Below are 18382 nucleotides of genomic sequence, written 5' to 3' on the forward strand. Positions count from 1 at the left end.
TCAAGGGCTTATTGTTCATTGTTGCGCGGCAACGTCAGGGTGCATTGATACGCGGCAATGCCAATGTCACAGCTGGCACTATGCTTTCACTTCAGGGCCAATCTCGGGAGTGTCAGGCGTGCCACAGCTTATCCAGGATCACCAGCAACTCTTCTGTTACCTGCAGCAGCACCTGTCCGAACCGCAGCGCCGTCACCGTCTCGGTGAACTGCTGGTGGAGGGCGGCCATCTGAGCCCGGCGCAACTGCAGTATGCGCTGCGCCTGCAGGACAAGGATGACAGCCGCCTGGGGCAGATCCTGCTGAACCAGGACCTGGTCGATCGGCACAGCCTGGCCGAGGCCCTGACCGAGCAGCTGGAGATCGCCCGGGTCGACCTGGAGGCGTTCAAGGTCGAAGCCGAGGCCCTGGCGCTGATTCCCGAAGAGCTGGCCCGCGAGCGCAGGGTGCTGCCGCTGCTGGTGCTGGGGGAGATGCTGGTGGTGGCCACCCCCAATCCCTCGGACTCCGAGTTGCTGCACCTGCTGGGCTTTATTTCCGGCAAGCAGATCGAGGCATTGCAGGCCAGCGATGACAGTGTGGACCTGGCTATCGGCCGCTATTACGGCACGGTGATGCTGGAGGAGCTGCCTGAGGATGAGGTGCCCGAGCCTGAGCTCAGCCTGCATCGGATCAAGCAGCTGGCCGAGGACAAGCCCACGGTGCGCTTTGTCGATGGCCTGCTGGAAGATGCGGTCAACCGCCGCGCCTCGGATATTCACCTGCGCCCGGGCGAGCACGAGGTGGTGATCCTGTTTCGCATCGATGGTGTGCTGATGGAGATGCGCCGGATCAAACCGGGCAATCTGGCGGCCATCGTCAGCCGGATCAAGATCATCGGCGGCATGAATATCGCCGAGCGGCGCCTGCCCCAGGACGGTCGTCATCTGGTGCGGCGCGGGGCGAGGACCATCGACCTGCGTCTGTCGATCATGCCCACGGTGCATGGCGAGAGCGTGGTGATCCGTATCCTCGACACCCAGCAGAGCATGAAGACCCTGGACCAGATCGGTTTCAATGCCGAGGATGCCGCGCGCTTTGCCGAGCTGACCAGTCACAACCAGGGCATTCTGCTGGTGACCGGCCCCACCGGTTCGGGCAAGAGCACCACCCTGTATGCCGCCCTTAACGGCATCAAGGACAGCGGGGTGAACGTGATCACCGTGGAGGACCCGGTGGAGTACCAGATCGACGGCATTCGTCAGATCCAGGTCAAGCCGCAGATCGGCTACACCTTCGCTCGCGCCCTGCGGCATATCCTGCGCCACGACCCGGACGTGATCATGGTGGGCGAGATTCGCGACCATGAAACCGCCATGATGGCCACCGAGAGCGCCCTGACCGGGCACCTGGTGCTGTCCACTCTGCACACCAACAGCGCCGCCACCACCGTGACCCGTCTGCTGGAGATCGGTATCGCCCCCTACCTGCTCAACGCCAGCCTGCTCGGCGTGCTGGCCCAGCGCCTGGTGCGGCGCAATTGCCCCGAATGCCTGGTGGAAGAAGCCGTGCCCGGCCATGTGCGTCAGGCCCTGGGCATCGCCGAGGATGAACTCTTCCATGTGGGGCGCGGTTGTCCCCATTGCCATGGCAAGGGCTTTGCCGGGCGGGTGGCGGCCTATGAACTGCTGGAGGTGACCCCGGCCCTGCGTGCCCTGATCCAGCCGGCGGTATCGGCGCAGCAGATCGAACTGCAGGCCATTGCCGATGGTATGCGCCCTCTGACCCAGAGCGCCCTGGCCCTGGCCCGGCAGCGGATTATTTCCCTGGCCGAGGTGTATCGGGTGCGGTTGGAGTAGCCGATGTGACAGCGATCTTGACCTTGCCCCCGTGGTAAGCCTGAGACTGCTGCCAATCCCGCCAGGGGGCGGGTTGTTCAGGAGTATGCAAATGCAAGTATTCAACGTGGAAGGCATGACCTGCGGACACTGCATCAAGGCCATCAGCGAGGCGCTGCAGTCCCGTGATCCGGCGGCCAAGGTGCAGGTGGATCTGGGCAAGAAAGAGGTGCGGGTGGACAGCCAGGTGGATGCCACCGAGCTGATGAGCGCCATCGCCGAGGCCGGCTACGACGTCAGTCTGGCCTGATCGGTTGACGCTCAGGGCGTGCGAGGCTGCGGCCAGTCCAGTTTGCCGCTGGCGTTGAAACGCTGGGTGGCGAACAGGCCGCCGCCCAGCTTGCCGCTCAGCTCATAGGGCAGGCCCCGGCCCTGCTGGTAACCGGCGGCCGCCCAGGCCTGGCGCATCAGCGAGTAGGCGCTGATGCTCACCGGGATGCTGATAAGGCTCTCGCCAAAGCCCGGCAGCTGCCCGCGCTGGTCGCTGACGCCACTGGCCAGGGGCTGCTGGTTGACCCGCAACTGCAGGGCCACACCCTGAAAATCCACGGCGCGGGCATTGGGGTTCTGCACCCGCAGCTTGACCGCAAAGCGCATCTCCAGGCCCTCACCAGGCAACGGCTCGATGCCCACCAGATTGACCTGCAAAGGATCATGCCCACCCAGGCTGCTGCAGCCGTTGAGGCCGAGTAACAGCAGGCCGATCAATAGCAGACGGAGTAATGGGGCGCTGCTCATGGCGGATCTCCTTGGCGCTATGGATGGAGTTGAGACTGCTCCGCCCTTGGATAATTCAGCCTACTTAGGGCCGCCGCGGCGCTTGATGCTCTTGCGTGGCGGTTTTTCGTTGCTCGGCACATGCAAATAGGCCATCACGCTTTCGGTCAGCTCGGCGGCCAGCTGCACCGCCTCCTTGTTGCGCGCCATCACCCCGGCCACCAGACCTTCGATCAGGGCCAGCACGGCGCTGTTGGAGCTGATCAGCACCGGGTGATCGGCAGGAGCGAACAGGCTGTGGCGGGCGATGCCGGCCAGGGGCGAGGCGGGCGAGTCGGTGATGGCCAGCACGCAGGCGCCGCGTTCGCGGGCAAAGCGCGCCAGCTGCAGGGTGTCCAGGCTGTAGCGCGGCATGGCGATGGCCAGCAGCACATCCTGCTCGGTGATGGCGGCCAGGCGGTAGGCGGCGTTTTCGTTGCCACCCTCCATGCTGATGGCCGTGGCGTCGGCGCAGAAAGGCACCAGGTTGGCGGCGGCCAGGCCAGCCATATAGGCGCTGTTGCCGAAGCCGAGGATATAGATCTTGCGCGCCTGGATCAGGCAGTCGACAAAGGCATCGAAACTGGCCGGGGTGTTATTGGCGCCAGCGGTGGCCAGGTTGCTGCGGGCGATCTGGATCTGTTCATGCAGGCCGAAGCTGCCGTCCGGACGACTCTCCAGCTCGCTGCGCAGCTTGTCCACCGGCGACACCATCTGCTGCAGGGTACTCACCAGCTCGGCCTTGAGCCCGGTATAGCCGCCCAGGTCCAGGGCCTTGGCCAGACGGTTGACCGCCGCCGGCGAGGTGACGGTGGCCACGGCCATTTCCTCGATGGTCAGGGTCGCGGCTTTCAGCGGATGACGCAGGATAAATTCGGCCACCTTGCGCAGCGAGGGCTGCAGCGTGGGGATGCGCTCGGCCAGCTTGCGCATCACGGGGGCGGCATAGACGGTGGCGTTCTCGGCGGTTTTCGGCATGGTGTTGGATACGCAGAGTGAGTGGGGCGGCGCAGGCCGGCGTGGCTGCAGTCTATCCCAGCCGGCCACCCCAGGTGCAGCTGCTGCTTACTTCAGGCTGCCGGCGAGAAACTGCTGCAAGCGCTCGGACTGCGGGTTGGCCAGCACCTCGCGCGGGCAGCCGCTTTCCTCCACCCGGCCCTGATGCAGGAATACCAGCTGGTTGGACACCTCGCGGGCAAAGCCCATTTCGTGGGTCACCACCACCATGGTGCGGCCTTCCTGGGCCAGGTCCTGCATCACCTTGAGCACTTCACCTACCAGTTCCGGGTCCAGGGCCGAGGTGGGCTCGTCGAACAGCATTACCTCCGGCTCCATGGCCAGGGCCCGGGCGATGGCCACGCGCTGCTGTTCGCCGCCGGACATATGGGCCGGGTAGGCGTCCTTGCGATGGGCCACGCCGACCTTGTGCAGGTAGTGCTCAGCTTTCTCCCGGGCCTCCTGCTTGCTGATGCCCAGCACATGCACCGGCGCTTCCATCACATTGTCCAGGGCGCTCATATGCGACCACAGGTTGAAGTGCTGAAACACCATGGCCAGGCGCGCGCGCATGCGCTGCAGCTGCTTGGGGTCGCTGGCGCGCAGATCGCCGGTGAGCTTGTGCGGCTTAAGCTTGAGCTCTTCGTTATTGAGCAGGATGCGCCCGCTGTGGGGCTGCTCCAGCAGGTTGATGCAGCGCAGGAAGGTGCTCTTGCCCGAGCCACTGGAGCCGATGATGCTGGTGACGTCGCCGGCCTTGGCCTTGAGCGAGACGCCCTTGAGCACCTCATGGCTGCCATAGCGTTTGTGCAGGTTGTCGATTTCCAGGGTGTACATGGTAGAGGTCTCTTATTTTTAGTCAGTCAGTAAACGGCCCTGACGAATGGGCTGGGCGCCAGCCACCTTGGCCAGCCATAGCCCCGGCTGGGCATAGCGCAGGCGCTCGCGGGCATAGAGCACGCCGCGGGTTGCGGCATGCACCACGCTGTGGCGATCACTGAGCGGGTCGATCACCTCGAACAGCGCATCGCCCGGCTCGACCCAGGCCCCCAGCGGTTGCAGATAACTGACCACGCCCGGGTGCGGGGCATAGGCGTACTGCGCGCCGGCAAAGGGCGTGGCGGCGCAGCAGGTGGTAGGCGCCGCCGGCCAATCACCTTCGATCAGGCCCTGATCGGCGAGAAAGCCGAGGATCGCCTCGGCATCGTCTTGGGCCTGCTGCGCCTCGGTATCGGCCATGCCGCGCAGTTCGATGGTGCTGGCCAGGCAGACCGGGGCAATGGCCGCCTGGGGAAATTGCGCGGCCAGTTTTAGCCAGGGCGCGGCGCAGGCTTCGTCGAAGGACTGACCTCCACTGTCCTCGGCCAGCAGCACGGCGCCGGCGCCCAGGCGTGCGGCCAGAGGCTGCAGACGCGGCCAGTGCTGGGGCAGGGCATAGAGCAGCAGGATCGACTCGAAATCGCAGTGCAGGTCGAGCACCAGGTCGGCGTCGCAGGCCTGGCGCAGCAGCAGACGGCGCAGCCCCTCAAGGGCCGATTGGGCCGGGGGCAGCTGGTCGAGAGCCTGGGTCATCATGCGGCGAATCAGCGACACATTGCTCGGCCCGTCTTCGCCCAGCAGCCCTTCCAAGTGAGGCGCAACCAGCTTGGCCAGATCGACAAAGTCGCGGTTGAAGTTCGCCCCGCTGGCAAAGTCGAAACGGCCCTGGTGAGTGGCCTGGAACATCTGCCCCAGGCCGATGGGGTTGGCCACCGGCACCACTTCCACCACGCCGGTCAAGCGTCCCTGCTTTTCCAATTCAGCCAGACGGCGCTTAAGCTCCACCGCCACGCGCATGCCGGGGAGTTCATCGGCATGCAGGCTGGCCTGGATATAGGCCTTGCGTGCCCCGCTGCCATAACGAAACACCGACAGATAACGCTCATTGCCGCTGGGGCTCCAGGGCAGCGGATATTGAATAGGCTCCATGGGTTTTCCTCAGGCCTTGCGCGGCGCCAGATGGCTTAACCAGCGCCGTTCGGCACCCTTGAACAGCTGAACCAGGGCGAAGGTCAGCACCAGGTAGAACAGGCCGGCGGTGATAAAGGCCTCGAACGGCATGTAGTAGCGCGAGCTCAGGGTGCGCGCCGCGCCGGTGATATCCACCAGGGTGACGATGGACGCCAGTGAGGTGGTGTGCAGCATCATGATCACCTCGTTGCTGTACTGCGGCAGCGCCCGGCGCAGGGCCGAAGGCAGGAGGATGCGGCGGTACAGCTTGGCCCGCGACATGCCCATGGCCTTGGCCGCCTCGATTTCGCCAGGGGGCGTGGCCTTTAGGCTGCCGGCGAGGATCTCGGCCGAGTAGGCGCTGGTGTTGATGGCAAAGGCCAGGCAGGCACAGAAGGTAGCGCTGGACAGGTAGGGCCACATAAAGCTGCTCCGCACCGCCTCGAACTGGGCCAGACCGTAGTAGATCAGAAACAGCTGCACCAGCATCGGCGTGCCGCGAATCACATAGGTGTAGAGCCAGGCCGGGGCATTCAGCCAGGGGGCTTTCGACACCCGCATCAGGCCCAGGGGAATGGCCAACGCCAGGCCCAGGGCCAGGGCAATAATCAGCAACTGGAAGGTCACCAGTACGCCCCGGCCATACAGCGGCAAGTGCTCGGCAATCAGTTGGAAATCAAGCATGTCTCAAGCTTCCTTAGATGTCGGCCAGGCGGGTGCCCACGCTGTAGCGCCGTTCCAGCAGGCGCAGGGCCAGCAGCGAGACGCTGGTCAGCAGCAGATACAGGGCAGCCACGGCGAGGAAGAAGGTGAAGGGTTCGCGGGTGGCGTCGGCGGCATTCTTGGCCTTGAACATCATGTCCTGCAGGCCCACCACGGAAATCAGTGCGGTGGCCTTGGTCAGCACCAGCCAGTTGTTGGTGAAGCCGGGGATGGCGAAGCGGATCATCTGCGGCACCAGAATGCGGAAAAACACCTGCAGGCGGCCCATGCCATAGGCCGCGCCGGCCTCGGCCTGGCCCTTGGGGATGGCCATAAAGGCGCCACGGAAGGTCTCCGAGAGGTAGGCACCGAAGATAAAGCCCATGGTGCCGACGCCGGCGATAAAGGGGTTGATGTCGATGTACTGGGTATGGCCGAGCAGCGGCGCCACACGGTTCACGATGTCCTGGCCGCCGTAGAAGATCAGCAGGATCAGTACCAGATCGGGAATGCCGCGGATCACCGTGGCATAACCCTCGCCAAGCAGCGCCAGCCATTTCAGCGGCGACAGGCGAAAGGCCGCGCCGAGCAGGCCCAGGGTGATGGCCAGGGCCATGGAAGTCAGGGCCAGGCTCAGGGTGAGCCAGGCCCCATCGAGGATGGTCGAGCCGTAGCCGTGAAGCATGATGGGGTCCTCACGCGCGGCGACAGGCGCTGCGCGAATACGAGAAAGAGGCATCACGCCGGGTGGCGGATGCCTCTGCGGGCGGGGAAGGGTTACTGGCCGTAGATGTCGTAGTCGAAGTACTTGGCCTGCACTTCCTGGTACTTGCCGTTGCTGCGGATGGCGTCGATGGCGGCGCTGATGCGCGCGGCATTGGCCTCATCACCCTTGCGCACGGCGATGCCGGCACCGCGGCCGAAGTACTGCGGGTCGTTGAAGTCCGGGCCGACCAGGGCGAAACCCTTGCCGGTATCGGTCTTGATAAAGCCCTCGTCGATATTGACGATGTCGGCCAGGGTGGCGTCCAGACGGCCGGATGCCAGGTCGAGGAAGGCTTCGTTCTGCGAGGCGTAACGCACCACCTCGATGCCGGCCTTCTCGAATTTGTCGCTGGCGTAGCGATCATAGGTGGAGGCGCGCTGCACGCCGACCTTCTTGCCTTTCAGGTCAACCAGCGGGTCGTTGATCTGGCTGCCTTCCTTCATCGCCAGCTTGCCGGGGGTGTGGTAGTACTTTTTGCTGAAGTCCACCGATTTCAGGCGATCTTCGGTGATCGACATGGACGACAGCACGGCATCCACCTTGCGCACCTTGAGCGAAGGGATCAGGCCGTCGAACTCCTGCTCGACCCACTGACACTTGACCTGCATCTCGGCGCACAGGGCCTGGCCGATGTCGTAGTCGAAGCCGCTGATGGCGCCGTCCGGGGTCTTGAAGGCGAAGGGCGGGTAGGCCGCCTCGATGCCGATGCGCAGGCTGTCCTGGCTGGCGTGGCTGAAGCTGCTGGCGACGGAGAGCGCCAGAGCGCCGAGAAGTGCGATCTTGTTCATCTTATTGACTCCTTGGGTTGTGGTCTGGGTGGTCACTGCACACCGAGCAGCGGGGCTGCCCGTGCAATGGCGGCGCCTGAGCGCAGCCGGCAACCGGTACTTGTGGGTCGGGTTGCAAAGAGCTGGCGAAGTGGGCCGGCTCCGGTCCTGTTGGAGCTATCTATGACACGATTATTTTCATAAAGCTAGTATCTAGAAATATTTCTATCATTTTTGCTGCGCTCTGGAGCCTGCCGCAGCCGCTCTAGCACGCTGCATGGCGTGCCATGAAAGGAAATTTTCAAAAATCGGCAGCGGACAAATGGTCGCCAAGGGCGCTTGTGCAGGTGGTCTTGCTGGTATATAAAATTTCACGAAGCGGCACTATGAAAATAAATATTCATATGCTGGGTGCCAGGACTGGCGTGGCGTGTAGCCACTACAGGGAGGTCAAACCTCGCCAGAATTTTCATAACAAGAGCAATAAGAATGAAAAAGTCGTTCCAGCCCCGCGGCCTGTTTGCCGCGCTGATTCTCTCCTGCGCCAGCTCCGTGTATGCCGAAGGCCATTTGCTGGCCGTGGGTGGCATGCTGCGCGCCAGCAATGCCCCGGTGTACGGCAAGTTCGTCGAACTGGCCGGCGGCCAGGCCGATGCGCGCATCGTCATCCTGCCCACCGCCAGCGGCAGCCAGAGCTCCAGCAAGCGCTTTATGGCCGAGCTGGTCGCCCTGGGGGTGCCGGCCGAGCGCATCAGCATCGTCGGCATCGACCGCCACAACTACCTGGAAACCATGAACGACGCCGAGGTGATCAAGCCCCTCAACGAGGCCAGCGCGGTGTGGTTTGTCGGTGGCGACCAGGCGCGCATCGCTCGCGCCCTGTTCAATGCCGATGGCAGCCCCTCGCTGCTGATGAACGCGGTACGCAAGGTCTATGACCAGGGTGGCGTGGTGGCGGGCACCAGCGCCGGCGCCAGCATCCTCGGCGCCGAGATGCCCACCGCCTACGGCGTGGTGATGGATACCCTGGACTTTGGCGTGGCCGCCAAGGCCGATCAGCGCGGCACGGCCATCCTCAAGGGCGCCGGTCTGTTTAACGGCATCATCGATCAGCACCTGGACCAGATCGAGGAAACCAGCACCGGCCGCGCCGCGCGCATGGCCGCCTATCTGGCCGAGCGCAAAACCACCAAGGGCTTTGGCCTGGATACCAACACCGCCATGTGGGTCAAACCCGGTGGCCAGCTGGAAGTGCTGGGGGAGGGCTACCTGACGGTGATGGATGCCAGCCAGGCCGAGAAAGGCTTCGGCCTCTATGGCACCCAGCTGAGCAATGTGCGCCTGGCCATGCTCGGCCAGGGTGACCGCTACGACCTGAACAGCGGCGCGCTGCAACCGGCCGAAGGCAAGGCCGCCATCGAAGCGGGCAACGAGTATCTGGTGGGCAACCAGCTGATCACCGACCTGGCCGCCGTCTCGGCCATGGGCCGCGCGGTGCTCTACGGCCTGGCCGATAACACCGCCAGTCGCCAGCTGGGTCTGATGACCCGCTACAACCCGCTCAACGGCTACCACTACGGCTACCGTTTCGAGTTCAGCAAAACCCCTGAATTCAGCGCCCACAGTCAGTTCTACGATTCGCTGACCAACTACAGCGTGCAGGGCGTGCGCCTGGATATCCGGCCGGTCAATGCCAATCTGGGTGACCCGGCCGCCAGTGCCCCGCGCGATGCCGGCAATGGCGCCCAGGGCGATGCCATTCGCGCGGTGAGCTTCCGTGGCCTGATGACCCTCAATGGGCAGAACGCCTTCGAGCCGCAGCGCGCCATCACCCGCCTGGAACTGGCCAATGCCCTGCAGATGACCCTGGCCGCCGAGCCCAAGCTGGACAAGCTGCCGACTCTCAGCGATATCGGCGCCGAGCATCCCCTGCATGAGCAGCTGCAGGTGGTGCTGTCCAATGGCTGGATGCGCGCCGGCGCGGCTTTTGCCGGGCAGCAGCCGGTCACCCGCAAGGACTGGGCCCTGGCCTGCAAGGCGCTGGTCGAGCGCTTCCACAACACCACCCTGGAAAAAACTGCGGTCCTCAATGACCTGGGCCAGCTGGATGCCGAACTGGCCGAGGCCGCACGCCTGACCGTGGGCGAGGGCTGGCTCAAGGCCGAGCAGGGGCGCTTCGAGCCCGAGGCACCGGTCAGCCGCGCCGAAGTGGCGCAGACCCTGGCCCGTATCGCCGGTTTGCTCAAGAGCTAAGTCCGAGGCGGCGGTGCCTGCAGGCGCCGCCCAATCAACCACCGCTACCCCGAGAGCCCTGTATGCAACTGAACAGGTTGGAAGCCTTCGCCCTGGAAAAACTCTGGCATGCCCCGCAGCGCGAGCAGCTGGTGGCCAGCCAGCCCGATCTGCAGGTACTGGAGCGGGTGCAAACCCGTGCCGGCTTCTACTCGATCATCCAGCTGCCCGAGCACCTGGCTGCCCTGCAGCCGGTCAACGAGCTGGAGTGGCCATTTCGCCTCAAGCGCCTGCGGGCCAAGGGCTATTTCGTCTGCTGGGCCGAGTCGGCATCGACCCTGTGCCTGGAGGCGGTGATCAGCAAGGGCGAGTGTCCGCCCGAACTGGTGCCGGAGCTGTTCGCCTGAAGGCGGACGGTCAAGTGAAACCCATAACAAACCCAATGGAGTAAGCCATGAAAGTCGTAAAACTGAGCCTGATCGCCCTGGCGGTCGCCGCCGGCTCGCAGTTCGCCGTCGCCGGTGACCAGCAGGAGTCCAAGGGCTTTATCGAAGACAGCACGCTGGAGCTGATCAACCGCAACCTCTATATGCAGCGCAACTTCGTCAACAGCCAGCGCAACACCCGTGAGGAGTGGGCCCATGGCATGCACCTGAACTACGCCTCCGGCTTTACCCAGGGCACCGTGGGTGTGGGCGTGGATGCCTTCGCTTATGGCGGCATCAAGCTCGACGGCGGGCGCGGCAGTGTGGGCAATGGCATCCTGCCGGTGGACGGTGAGGGCCGCATCGAGGACAACACCGGTGAAATGGGGGGCGCGGTCAAGGCGCGTATCTCCTCCACCGAACTGAAATTTGGCGAGCAGCGCCCGACTTCCCCGGTATTCGCCACTGGCGACTCGCGCCTGCTGCCGGAAACCGCCACGGGCTTCCAGCTGTCCAGCAGCGAGATCGACAACCTGTTCCTCGAAGCCGGTCACTTCACCGCCATCAACCGTCGCAACTCGACCAACTCCGATGGCGAGCTGACCAGCGAGTACGCCGAAGTGGAAGCGCGCAGCGTCGACTTTATCGGCGGCACCTACAACATCCACGACAACCTCAGCGTCTCCCTCTATGGCAGTGAAGCCGAGGACGTCTGGCGTCAGTACTTCGGTAACGTTTACTACACCATCCCATTGGCCGACGATCAGTCGCTGAACTTCGACCTGGTGGCCTACAAGACTCGCGATGAGGGCAAGGCCCTGGCCGGTGAGCTGGATACCCTGACCTACTCGATCAAGGGCGCCTACAGCTTCGGCGCGCACAAGCTCAGCCTGGCCTATCAGAAGGTCAACGGCGATGAGTTCTTCGACTATATCGGTGGCGACTCCATCTGGTTGGCCAACTCGGTGCAGTACTCCGACTTCAACGCCCCCAACGAGCGTTCCTTCCAGATCCGCTACGACCTCAACATGGCCAGCTTCGGTGTGCCGGGCCTGACCTTTATGGCCCGCTATATCAAAGGTGACCAGATCGATGGCACCAAGGCCGATCCCAATGGCGCCTTCGCCGGCTGGGCGGGCGACGACGAGAAACATTGGGAGCGTGATCTCGAAGCCAAGTATGTGGTGCAGTCCGGTGCCGCCAAGGACCTGTCTCTGCGCCTGCGCCAGGCAACCCACCGCTCCACCGGGTTTGACAATGATCTGCAGGATGTACGCCTGATCATCGAGTACCCGCTGAGCCTGCTCTAAGTCTGCTGCGCGTCGGTCCTGCTGCGTTGAAACCAGGCTCGGGATGCTCATTTACAGCTCGTAAACTCCGCTCCCTCGCCTGTTTTCGCCTTGCATGACTCTAGCTCGCGAGACTTAGACCGGACTTTGAAGGTGTTGCACCCCTGTCCCGATTGCATCCCGGGGCAGGGTAAACCTCAAGTTTTAAAGGTCTTCTCCACGCTCCTTTGACCTGACGGCACCCGCGGGTGCCGTTTTTTTCGCGGCCTTATGCAGCGCTATCACACGAGATAAACCGCATGCGTAGTGTTCTGCCCCTGATTCTTTGTCTGTTGGCCACCAGCCTGCAGGCACAACCCTTGCGCATCGCCATGGAAGGCCAGTTCCCGCCGTTCGAGGAACTGGACGAGAGCGGCCAGCTCAAGGGCTTCAATGTCGATATCGCCCAGGCCCTGTGCCAGGCCATGGCAGTGGAGTGCCAGTTGCTGCGCTTTGCCTGGGACGATCTGATCCCGGCCCTGGATACCCAGCGCGCCGATCTGATCCTGGCCTCCATGTCGATCACCGAGGCCCGTCAGCAGCGGGTCGACTTCACCGCCAAGTACGCCCAGACCCCGGCCTACTTCTTCGCCCGCAAGAACCTGATCAACGAGGTCATCGTCACTCCACGGCGTATCGCCGGCAAACGGGTCGGTGTGCAGCAGGGCACCACCTACGAGCGCCTGCTGGATGACAAGTACGCCGCCCACGTTCAGCTGCAGCGCTTCGAGTCCGCTGCCCTGATGTACCAGGCCCTGGCCGCCGGCCAGGTCGATCTGGTGCTGGATGACGCCGTGTCCGGCTTTTTCGGTTTTCTCGAAACGCCCCATGGCCAGGGCTTCGAGCAGGTCGGCAACAAGGTGGTGTCACCCAGGCACTTCGGCCAGGGCCAGGGCATCGCCGTGCGCAAGGGCGACACGGCCCTGCGCGAGCGCCTCGACCGCGCCCTGGCGGTGATCCTTGGCAACGGCGTCTACAAGCGCATCGAGCAACGTTACTTCAAACACTTCTCGGTTTACTGAGCTGGAGGCCCTCCACCCACTACCTGACCCTGCAGCAGTTCTCGTTGCACAACACCCACAACAAGAGTGCGCCAGACGCACGTTTCGGAGAACGCGAACATGATGGTTAGCAAAGTTTTACGCTGCACCCTGTTTCTACTCGCCCTGTTGCCCATGGCCGGCCAGGCTGCCGGCCCCCTGGTGCTGATCGGCGGCGCCATCAAGGATGACAATGCGGCCGTTTATCAACGCCTGATCCAGCTGGCCGGCGGCAGCCAGGCGCGGATCGGCATTATCACCGCCGCCTCCATCCCGCCCAGCCAGGATCCGGATGCCGGCACCGCCAATGCGCGCAACTCCCAGGCCAACGGCGAGTTCTACGCTGCGCTGCTGGAAACCTACGGCGCCCAGGATGCCCAGTGGATCCCCATCGACCTCGATAGCATCGGCAACAACAGCAATCCCCAGGTGATCGAGCAGATCAACGGCATGACCGGCTTCTTCTTCGGTGGTGGCGACCAGAGTCGGCTGACCCAGACCCTGCAGACCAGCACCCGCCAGGATACCCCGGCCTTGGCCGCCATCCGTGCCCGCCATGCTCAGGGCGCCGTGCTGGCCGGCACCAGCGCCGGCACCGCGATCATGGTGCAGGGGCCAATGATCACCGGCGGCGAGAGTTATGACGCTCTGCGCTATGGCGTCTACACCAGCCCTGGCGGCGATGATCTGTCCTACGACATGCAGGGCGGCTTCGGTTTCTTCAACCATGGCCTGCTTGATACTCACTTCAGCGAGCGCGGTCGCCAGGGCCGGATCCTGCGCCTGGCCGACCATACCAATGTGCCATTCGCCTTCGGTGTGGACGAGGACACCGCCCTGCTGGTGCAGGACAACCCCAGCCTGGGGCAGGTCGAGATGGAAGTGATCGGCAGCAATGGCGTGTTTGTCTTCGACCTGCGCAACAAGGAGCGCGGCACCGGCAGCAGCTATGCCCTGTATGACGTGTTGGCCAGTTATCTGACCGCCGGTGATCGCTACCGTCCGGCCACCCAGCAGTTCGTTATTGGCACTGGCAAGACCAGCCTGCGGGGCCGCGAGTACTACAGCTCGGCCATGACCGCCACCGGCGACATCTTCAGCAGCCCGAACAACAGCGGTGCCAACGGCCGGCGTAATCCGCGCGAGTTTGTCACCGTCAGCGTCGACCTGTTCGACAGCCAGTCCACCAGCACCCTGGGCCGTACCTATGAGCGCAACCCGCGCTTTCGTGTCGATCTGTTCAAGAGCAGCCAGTTCGACAGCCACGGTTATCAGGGGGTGATCGGCGGCAAGCGCGTCACCTCCTATGTGCGCATGCTGATGGACATGCGCCCCAACTGATCCGTGCGGGCCGCTGCCTGGGGCTGCGGCCCGCCTCGGCAGTGGCCTCAGGCCGCGCTGGCCTGGGCCGGTTGCGGATCGAACTCCACCCGGGTGGCATGCAGCAGATCCAGGTTGTCATGCTGCCAGGGGTGGAAACCGGCCTTGAAGAAGTCCCGATAGGGACGCAGCAGCGGGCGGAAGATGCCCTGCTTGCCCCACATCCAGCTCAGGCCGTCGCGCCATACCCGCCAGTTCCACAGCAAACCGTCTTCCTTGAGCATATGGGCCAGGCCGCGGGTGGTATCCAGGACAAAGAAAAAGGTGCCCATGAGCATGGCCCGGCGCAGCAGCTTGCGACTGCCACAGACCTGGTTGTAGACATCGAAGGCCACGGCCTTGTGCTCGGTTTCCTCCAGGGCGTGCCAGCGCCATAGGCGGGCCATCACCGGGTGCGCGCCCTGCATATGGCGCGGGTCGCGCAGCAGGCCGTCGGCCATGATCGCGGTGATATGTTCCAGGGCTGCGGTGGCCGCCAGCTGGCGCTGTGGGGAGAATTTCTTCTGGGTGAAGCGGATACGCGCCTGGGCGCGTTTCTCGATGCGGGTGATGTTGTAACCCAGATCCTTCAGGCGTTGGCTGTATTCCAGGTGCTCGCGGCTGTGATGCCCCTCCTGGCCAATAAAGCCACGGATCTGTTCGCGCAGCACCGGGTCTTCGATCCTGTCGCGGAAGTGCCGCACCGAGTCGATAAAGAAGCGTTCACCGTCGGGAAACAACACCGACATGGCATCGAACAGGTGGGTCTTGAAGGCGTCGCCGCTGTGCCAGTGGCGGGGCAGGGGATCGGGAAAGGCGAAATCCATATGCCGTGGACGAATCTGCAAACCTTCCGGGGTGGTGCTGGCCATGCTGACTCCATGATTGGCTATCGAATACGCCCTCACTATGAAACCGTCGGCGCGGCTGGCACAGGTTGATAACAGCCAATCTTTCGGTCATTTATGGCCATGTGTGTCAGGCGTTACCCTTGCCGTGAGGTGCAGGAGCCAGGCTAGAGCGGCTTACAGGTCTTTGGTGGGGCAGAGTGCCATCCGCTGATGATGTCAGTTGGTACTTTAGTCCATCCGGTTCTTGCTGCCTGATAGGGGCCGAGTTTATGGTCACGGCAGGTTAAATACGGCCAGATAACGATAAAAACCCATGAAAGCGACCCTCAATTTCACTGCCGAACTGGTGCCGGTGGCCTACGCCGCGGCCTTGCTGGACCTGGTCGAAGAGCTGGGTGTACCGCGCAGCGAGCTGTTCGAAGCCGCCCGGGTACGCCCCGAGGTGCTCGGCAATCCCCAGGGCCGGCTGTCCTTTATCGACTTCACCCAACTGGCCACCAGCGCCCTGCAGCGTTGTGACGAACCGGCCCTGGGCCTGCTCCTGGGGCAGCGGCTGAATGTGTCCACCCATGGCATCCTCGGCTATGCGGTGCTGTCCAGCGCCAACCTGGGCAAGGCCATGCAGTTCGCCCTCAGGTATTACCGCATCCTCGGTCTGACCTATGAGCTGGAGCAGCACGAGCAGGATGGTCGGGTCGAGCTGCGCGCCCGCGAATCCATCCCCATGGGCCCGCTCAGCCGCTTCGCCGCCGAGGGCCTGCTGAGCAGCCTGTACACCATCGCCCGCTTTCTGGTGGGCGAGCGCCTGCAGGATATTCAGGTCGGCTTCGCCCATGCCGCGCCCCACTACGCATCGCGTTACGAGCGTCTGTTCGGCGGCTCGGTCATGTTCGACCAGCCCTGCCACTGGATGAGCATGCCGGTGGCCTATCTGGAGCGTCCCATGGCCCTGGCCAATCCGGCCACGGTGCAGATGTGCGAACAGCAGTGCGAAGCCCTGCTGGCCAGCATGGACGTACAGGATGGTCTGCTCACCCGAGTGCGCCGCCTGCTGCTGGCCCGCCCCGGCGACTTCCCCGATCTGGCCAGCGCCGCCGAAGCCCTGCACACCAGTGGCCGCAGCCTGCGCCGCCATCTGGCCAGCATGGGCACCAGCTACCAGCAGGTGCTTGATGAGGTGCGTAAAAGCCTGGCCCTGCAATACCTCACCACCACCCACCTGCCGCTCTATGAAATCGCCTACCTGCTGGGCTTTAACGACCCCAGCAATTTCCGCCGTGCGTTCAAGAAATGGACGGGTAAACTGCCCAGCGATTACCGCTGTGAGGGCTGACTATCGCTCATCCTAGCTAAGGCGTGAATTGTTCTATCAAGAAAAACAAAGGGCTGAATTCGGCTTTTCGCGTATGCGAAATTTCTTTTCGTTAAAACGCGAACTTTGCCCCTGTTTCTCATGCAACTATGAAGTTTTATAGATGAGTGCGGGGCGAAGCCGCCCCGCACTCATCATTTATGTCAGCAATGATCATGAATCCTTTCAGGATAAAAAAGGCTGCCGCTGGGCAGCACTTCTTTGGAGCATCAATTTCGCGCTTAGTGAAAAACTTTCACGCTTTAGTGCTTTTGAGCGGCAGCTGAAATCAATCCCAGCTCAACGCCCCACCAGTCTGATACTCAATCACTCGCGTCTCGAAGAAGTTCTTCTCCTTCTTCAGATCCATAATCTCGCTCATCCATGGGAACGGGTTAGTGGTACCTGGGTACTCTTCCTTCAAACCAATCTGAGTCAGACGACGGTTGGCGATAAATTTCAGGTAGTCCTCCATCATCGCCGCGTTCATGCCCAGTACGCCGCGGGGCATGGTGTCGCGGGCGTATTCGATTTCCAGCTGGGTGCCCTGGAGGATCATCTGGGTCGCTTCGTCCTTCATCTGGGCGTCCCACAGGTGTGGGTTTTCGATCTTGATCTGGTTGATCACGTCGATGCCGAAGTTCAGGTGCATGGACTCGTCGCGCAGGATGTACTGGAACTGCTCGGCGACGCCGGTCATCTTGTTGCGGCGGCCCATGGAGAGGATCTGGGTAAAGCCGCAGTAGAAGAAGATGCCTTCCAGCACGCAGTAGTAGGCGATCAGGTTGCGCAGCAGTTCCTTGTCGGTTTCCACGGTGCCGGTGTTGAACTGCGGGTCGGAGATGGCGCGGGTATATTTGAGGCCCCAGCTGGCCTTTTTCGCGACCGATGGGATCTCGTGGTACATGTTGAAGATCTCGCCTTCATCCATGCCCAGCGATTCGATGCAGTACTGGTAGGCGTGGGTGTGGATCGCCTCTTCGAAGGCCTGGCGCAGGATGTACTGGCGGCACTCGGGGTTGGTGATCAGGCGGTACACGGCCAGGGCCAGGTTGTTGGCCACCAGGCTGTCGGCGGTGGAGAAGAAGCCGAGGTTGCGCATGACGATGCGGCGCTCGTCGTCGGTCAGGCCGTCGGTGCTTTTCCACAACGCGATATCCGCGTTCATGTTCACTTCCTGGGGCATCCAGTGGTTGGCGCAGCCATCCAGGTACTTCTGCCAGGCCCAGTCGTATTTGAAGGGTACGAGCTGGTTGAGGTCGGCGCGGGCGTTGATCATGCGCTTCTGGTCAACCTGCACGCGGGCGGCGGAGCCTTCCAGTTCGTCCAGGCCTTCCTGGATGTCCAGCTGGTCCAGGGCGGCCTTGGCGCGGGCCACGGCGGCGCTGTCGTCGGCGGCTACGGCGCGGGCTTCGACGGCGGCGGCACCGCCGGCCTGGTCGAGCTTGTCGAGGTTCATATCAGCCAGTTGCGCATTGGCGGCAGTGTTGGCTGTAACGGCTTCAGTGCCGTCTTCCTTGTCGAATTCATCCCAGCTCAGCATGGCTTGGCTCCTGCTTGCGGGCCGGCGAGATAGCCGGCCTGTATGGATATACAGATGGTTCTGATTATGTTCCGTTGCGTAGTGCGCGCAAGGGTAAAACGGGTACCGCTGGTCGGGGCTGGCTCTAGTGGCTGGCCGTTGCCCCGAGGCCCTCGCCGGTTGGGGCGGGGGGTGGTAATAAGTGGGGAGGGCGGTGTTGCCTTTGCCCCTCTCCCTAGCCCTCGGCTTTGGCATCCTGCGTCGCCCTACCTCCTGCATCCTTGCAGTCGTCTCCCCGAAGGGGCGAGGGGATAAAACCGTGTGTTGCTTTTGCTCTTTGCTCGACCTTCGAGCGTGTAGCTGAGCGAGTGAGCGCTAGGCGCCTGGCAGGTTGGAACCCCTGAGCATACGACTGTATGTGA

17 protein-coding genes are annotated in these 18382 nt (G+C 63.2%); 8 read left to right on the plus strand and 9 right to left on the minus strand.

The window, feature by feature from the left end:
* Positions 1 to 118: 118 nt before the first annotated feature.
* Both GJV18_RS06310 and GJV18_RS06315 read left to right on the plus strand, forming a co-directional pair.
* Positions 119 to 1837 carry a GspE/PulE family protein gene (locus GJV18_RS06310; RefSeq protein WP_160343850.1) on the plus strand — a complete coding sequence of 573 codons (1719 nt, stop codon included), beginning with the start codon at positions 119 to 121 and terminating at the stop codon, positions 1835 to 1837.
* 91 nt (positions 1838 to 1928) lie between these two features.
* The gene (locus tag GJV18_RS06315; protein WP_160343851.1) at positions 1929 to 2126 is read left to right on the plus strand and encodes a heavy-metal-associated domain-containing protein; all 198 of its coding nucleotides are present in this window, start codon (positions 1929 to 1931) and stop codon (positions 2124 to 2126) included.
* 11 nt (positions 2127 to 2137) lie between these two features.
* Here the strand turns inward: GJV18_RS06315 and GJV18_RS06320 are convergent, their stop codons facing one another.
* The 7 genes from GJV18_RS06320 to GJV18_RS06350 all read right to left on the minus strand — a co-directional run bounded on the left by GJV18_RS06320 (position 2138) and on the right by GJV18_RS06350 (position 7873).
* Entirely contained in the window at positions 2138 to 2614 is a 477-nt protein-coding gene (locus GJV18_RS06320; protein ID WP_160343852.1) for an LEA type 2 family protein, read from the minus strand.
* A gap of 60 nt (positions 2615 to 2674) precedes the next feature.
* Entirely contained in the window at positions 2675 to 3610 is a 936-nt protein-coding gene (locus tag GJV18_RS06325; RefSeq protein ID WP_160343853.1) for a MurR/RpiR family transcriptional regulator, read from the minus strand.
* 87 nt (positions 3611 to 3697) lie between these two features.
* Positions 3698 to 4465: an ABC transporter ATP-binding protein gene (locus tag GJV18_RS06330; protein WP_160343854.1), complete on the minus strand. Its 768-nt coding sequence runs from the start codon at positions 4463 to 4465 to the stop codon at positions 3698 to 3700.
* An 18-nt stretch (positions 4466 to 4483) separates the two neighbouring features.
* On the minus strand, positions 4484 to 5596 hold the full coding sequence (locus GJV18_RS06335) for a succinylglutamate desuccinylase/aspartoacylase family protein (RefSeq protein ID WP_160343855.1): 1113 nt from the start codon (positions 5594 to 5596) through the stop codon (positions 4484 to 4486).
* A gap of 9 nt (positions 5597 to 5605) precedes the next feature.
* Entirely contained in the window at positions 5606 to 6301 is a 696-nt protein-coding gene (locus tag GJV18_RS06340; RefSeq protein ID WP_160343856.1) for an ABC transporter permease, read from the minus strand.
* Between the two features lie 13 nt (positions 6302 to 6314).
* Complete coding sequence (locus GJV18_RS06345) at positions 6315 to 7004, minus strand: ABC transporter permease (protein WP_160343857.1); 690 nt, start codon at positions 7002 to 7004, stop codon at positions 6315 to 6317.
* Between the two features lie 92 nt (positions 7005 to 7096).
* Positions 7097 to 7873: an ABC transporter substrate-binding protein gene (locus GJV18_RS06350; protein WP_160343858.1), complete on the minus strand. Its 777-nt coding sequence runs from the start codon at positions 7871 to 7873 to the stop codon at positions 7097 to 7099.
* A gap of 468 nt (positions 7874 to 8341) precedes the next feature.
* Between GJV18_RS06350 and GJV18_RS06355 the strand changes: the two genes are divergently transcribed.
* From GJV18_RS06355 to GJV18_RS06375, 5 genes are all read left to right on the plus strand, one after another.
* Positions 8342 to 10105, plus strand: coding sequence for a cyanophycinase (locus GJV18_RS06355; protein ID WP_160343859.1), 1764 nt, complete (start codon positions 8342 to 8344; stop codon positions 10103 to 10105).
* Positions 10106 to 10167: 62 nt separating this feature from the next.
* A complete protein-coding gene (locus GJV18_RS06360; RefSeq protein WP_160343860.1) occupies positions 10168 to 10491 on the plus strand; it encodes a hypothetical protein in 324 nt (107 codons plus the stop codon).
* Between the two features lie 47 nt (positions 10492 to 10538).
* Entirely contained in the window at positions 10539 to 11819 is a 1281-nt protein-coding gene (locus tag GJV18_RS06365) for an OprD family porin (protein WP_160343861.1), read from the plus strand.
* Positions 11820 to 12097: 278 nt separating this feature from the next.
* Positions 12098 to 12859, plus strand: coding sequence for a transporter substrate-binding domain-containing protein (locus GJV18_RS06370; protein ID WP_160343862.1), 762 nt, complete (start codon positions 12098 to 12100; stop codon positions 12857 to 12859).
* 99 nt (positions 12860 to 12958) lie between these two features.
* Positions 12959 to 14218: a cyanophycinase gene (locus tag GJV18_RS06375; protein WP_178113417.1), complete on the plus strand. Its 1260-nt coding sequence runs from the start codon at positions 12959 to 12961 to the stop codon at positions 14216 to 14218.
* 47 nt (positions 14219 to 14265) lie between these two features.
* Here the strand turns inward: GJV18_RS06375 and GJV18_RS06380 are convergent, their stop codons facing one another.
* On the minus strand, positions 14266 to 15108 hold the full coding sequence (locus tag GJV18_RS06380; RefSeq protein WP_160343863.1) for a metal-dependent hydrolase: 843 nt from the start codon (positions 15106 to 15108) through the stop codon (positions 14266 to 14268).
* A 292-nt stretch (positions 15109 to 15400) separates the two neighbouring features.
* On the opposite strand from GJV18_RS06380, the gene GJV18_RS06385 reads away from it, so the two are divergent.
* Positions 15401 to 16420, plus strand: a complete 1020-nt coding sequence (locus GJV18_RS06385) for an AraC family transcriptional regulator (protein WP_160343864.1) — start codon at positions 15401 to 15403, stop codon at positions 16418 to 16420.
* Between the two features lie 307 nt (positions 16421 to 16727).
* Here GJV18_RS06385 and GJV18_RS06390 read toward each other — a convergent pair whose 3' ends face one another.
* Positions 16728 to 17981, minus strand: a complete 1254-nt coding sequence (locus GJV18_RS06390; protein WP_160343865.1) for a ribonucleotide-diphosphate reductase subunit beta — start codon at positions 17979 to 17981, stop codon at positions 16728 to 16730.
* Between the last annotated feature and the right edge of the window lie 401 nt (positions 17982 to 18382).

It is taken from the genome of Pseudomonas xionganensis (assembly GCF_009763245.1).
In the GTDB taxonomy this organism is placed as follows: Bacteria; Pseudomonadota; Gammaproteobacteria; order Pseudomonadales; family Pseudomonadaceae; genus Aquipseudomonas; species Aquipseudomonas xionganensis.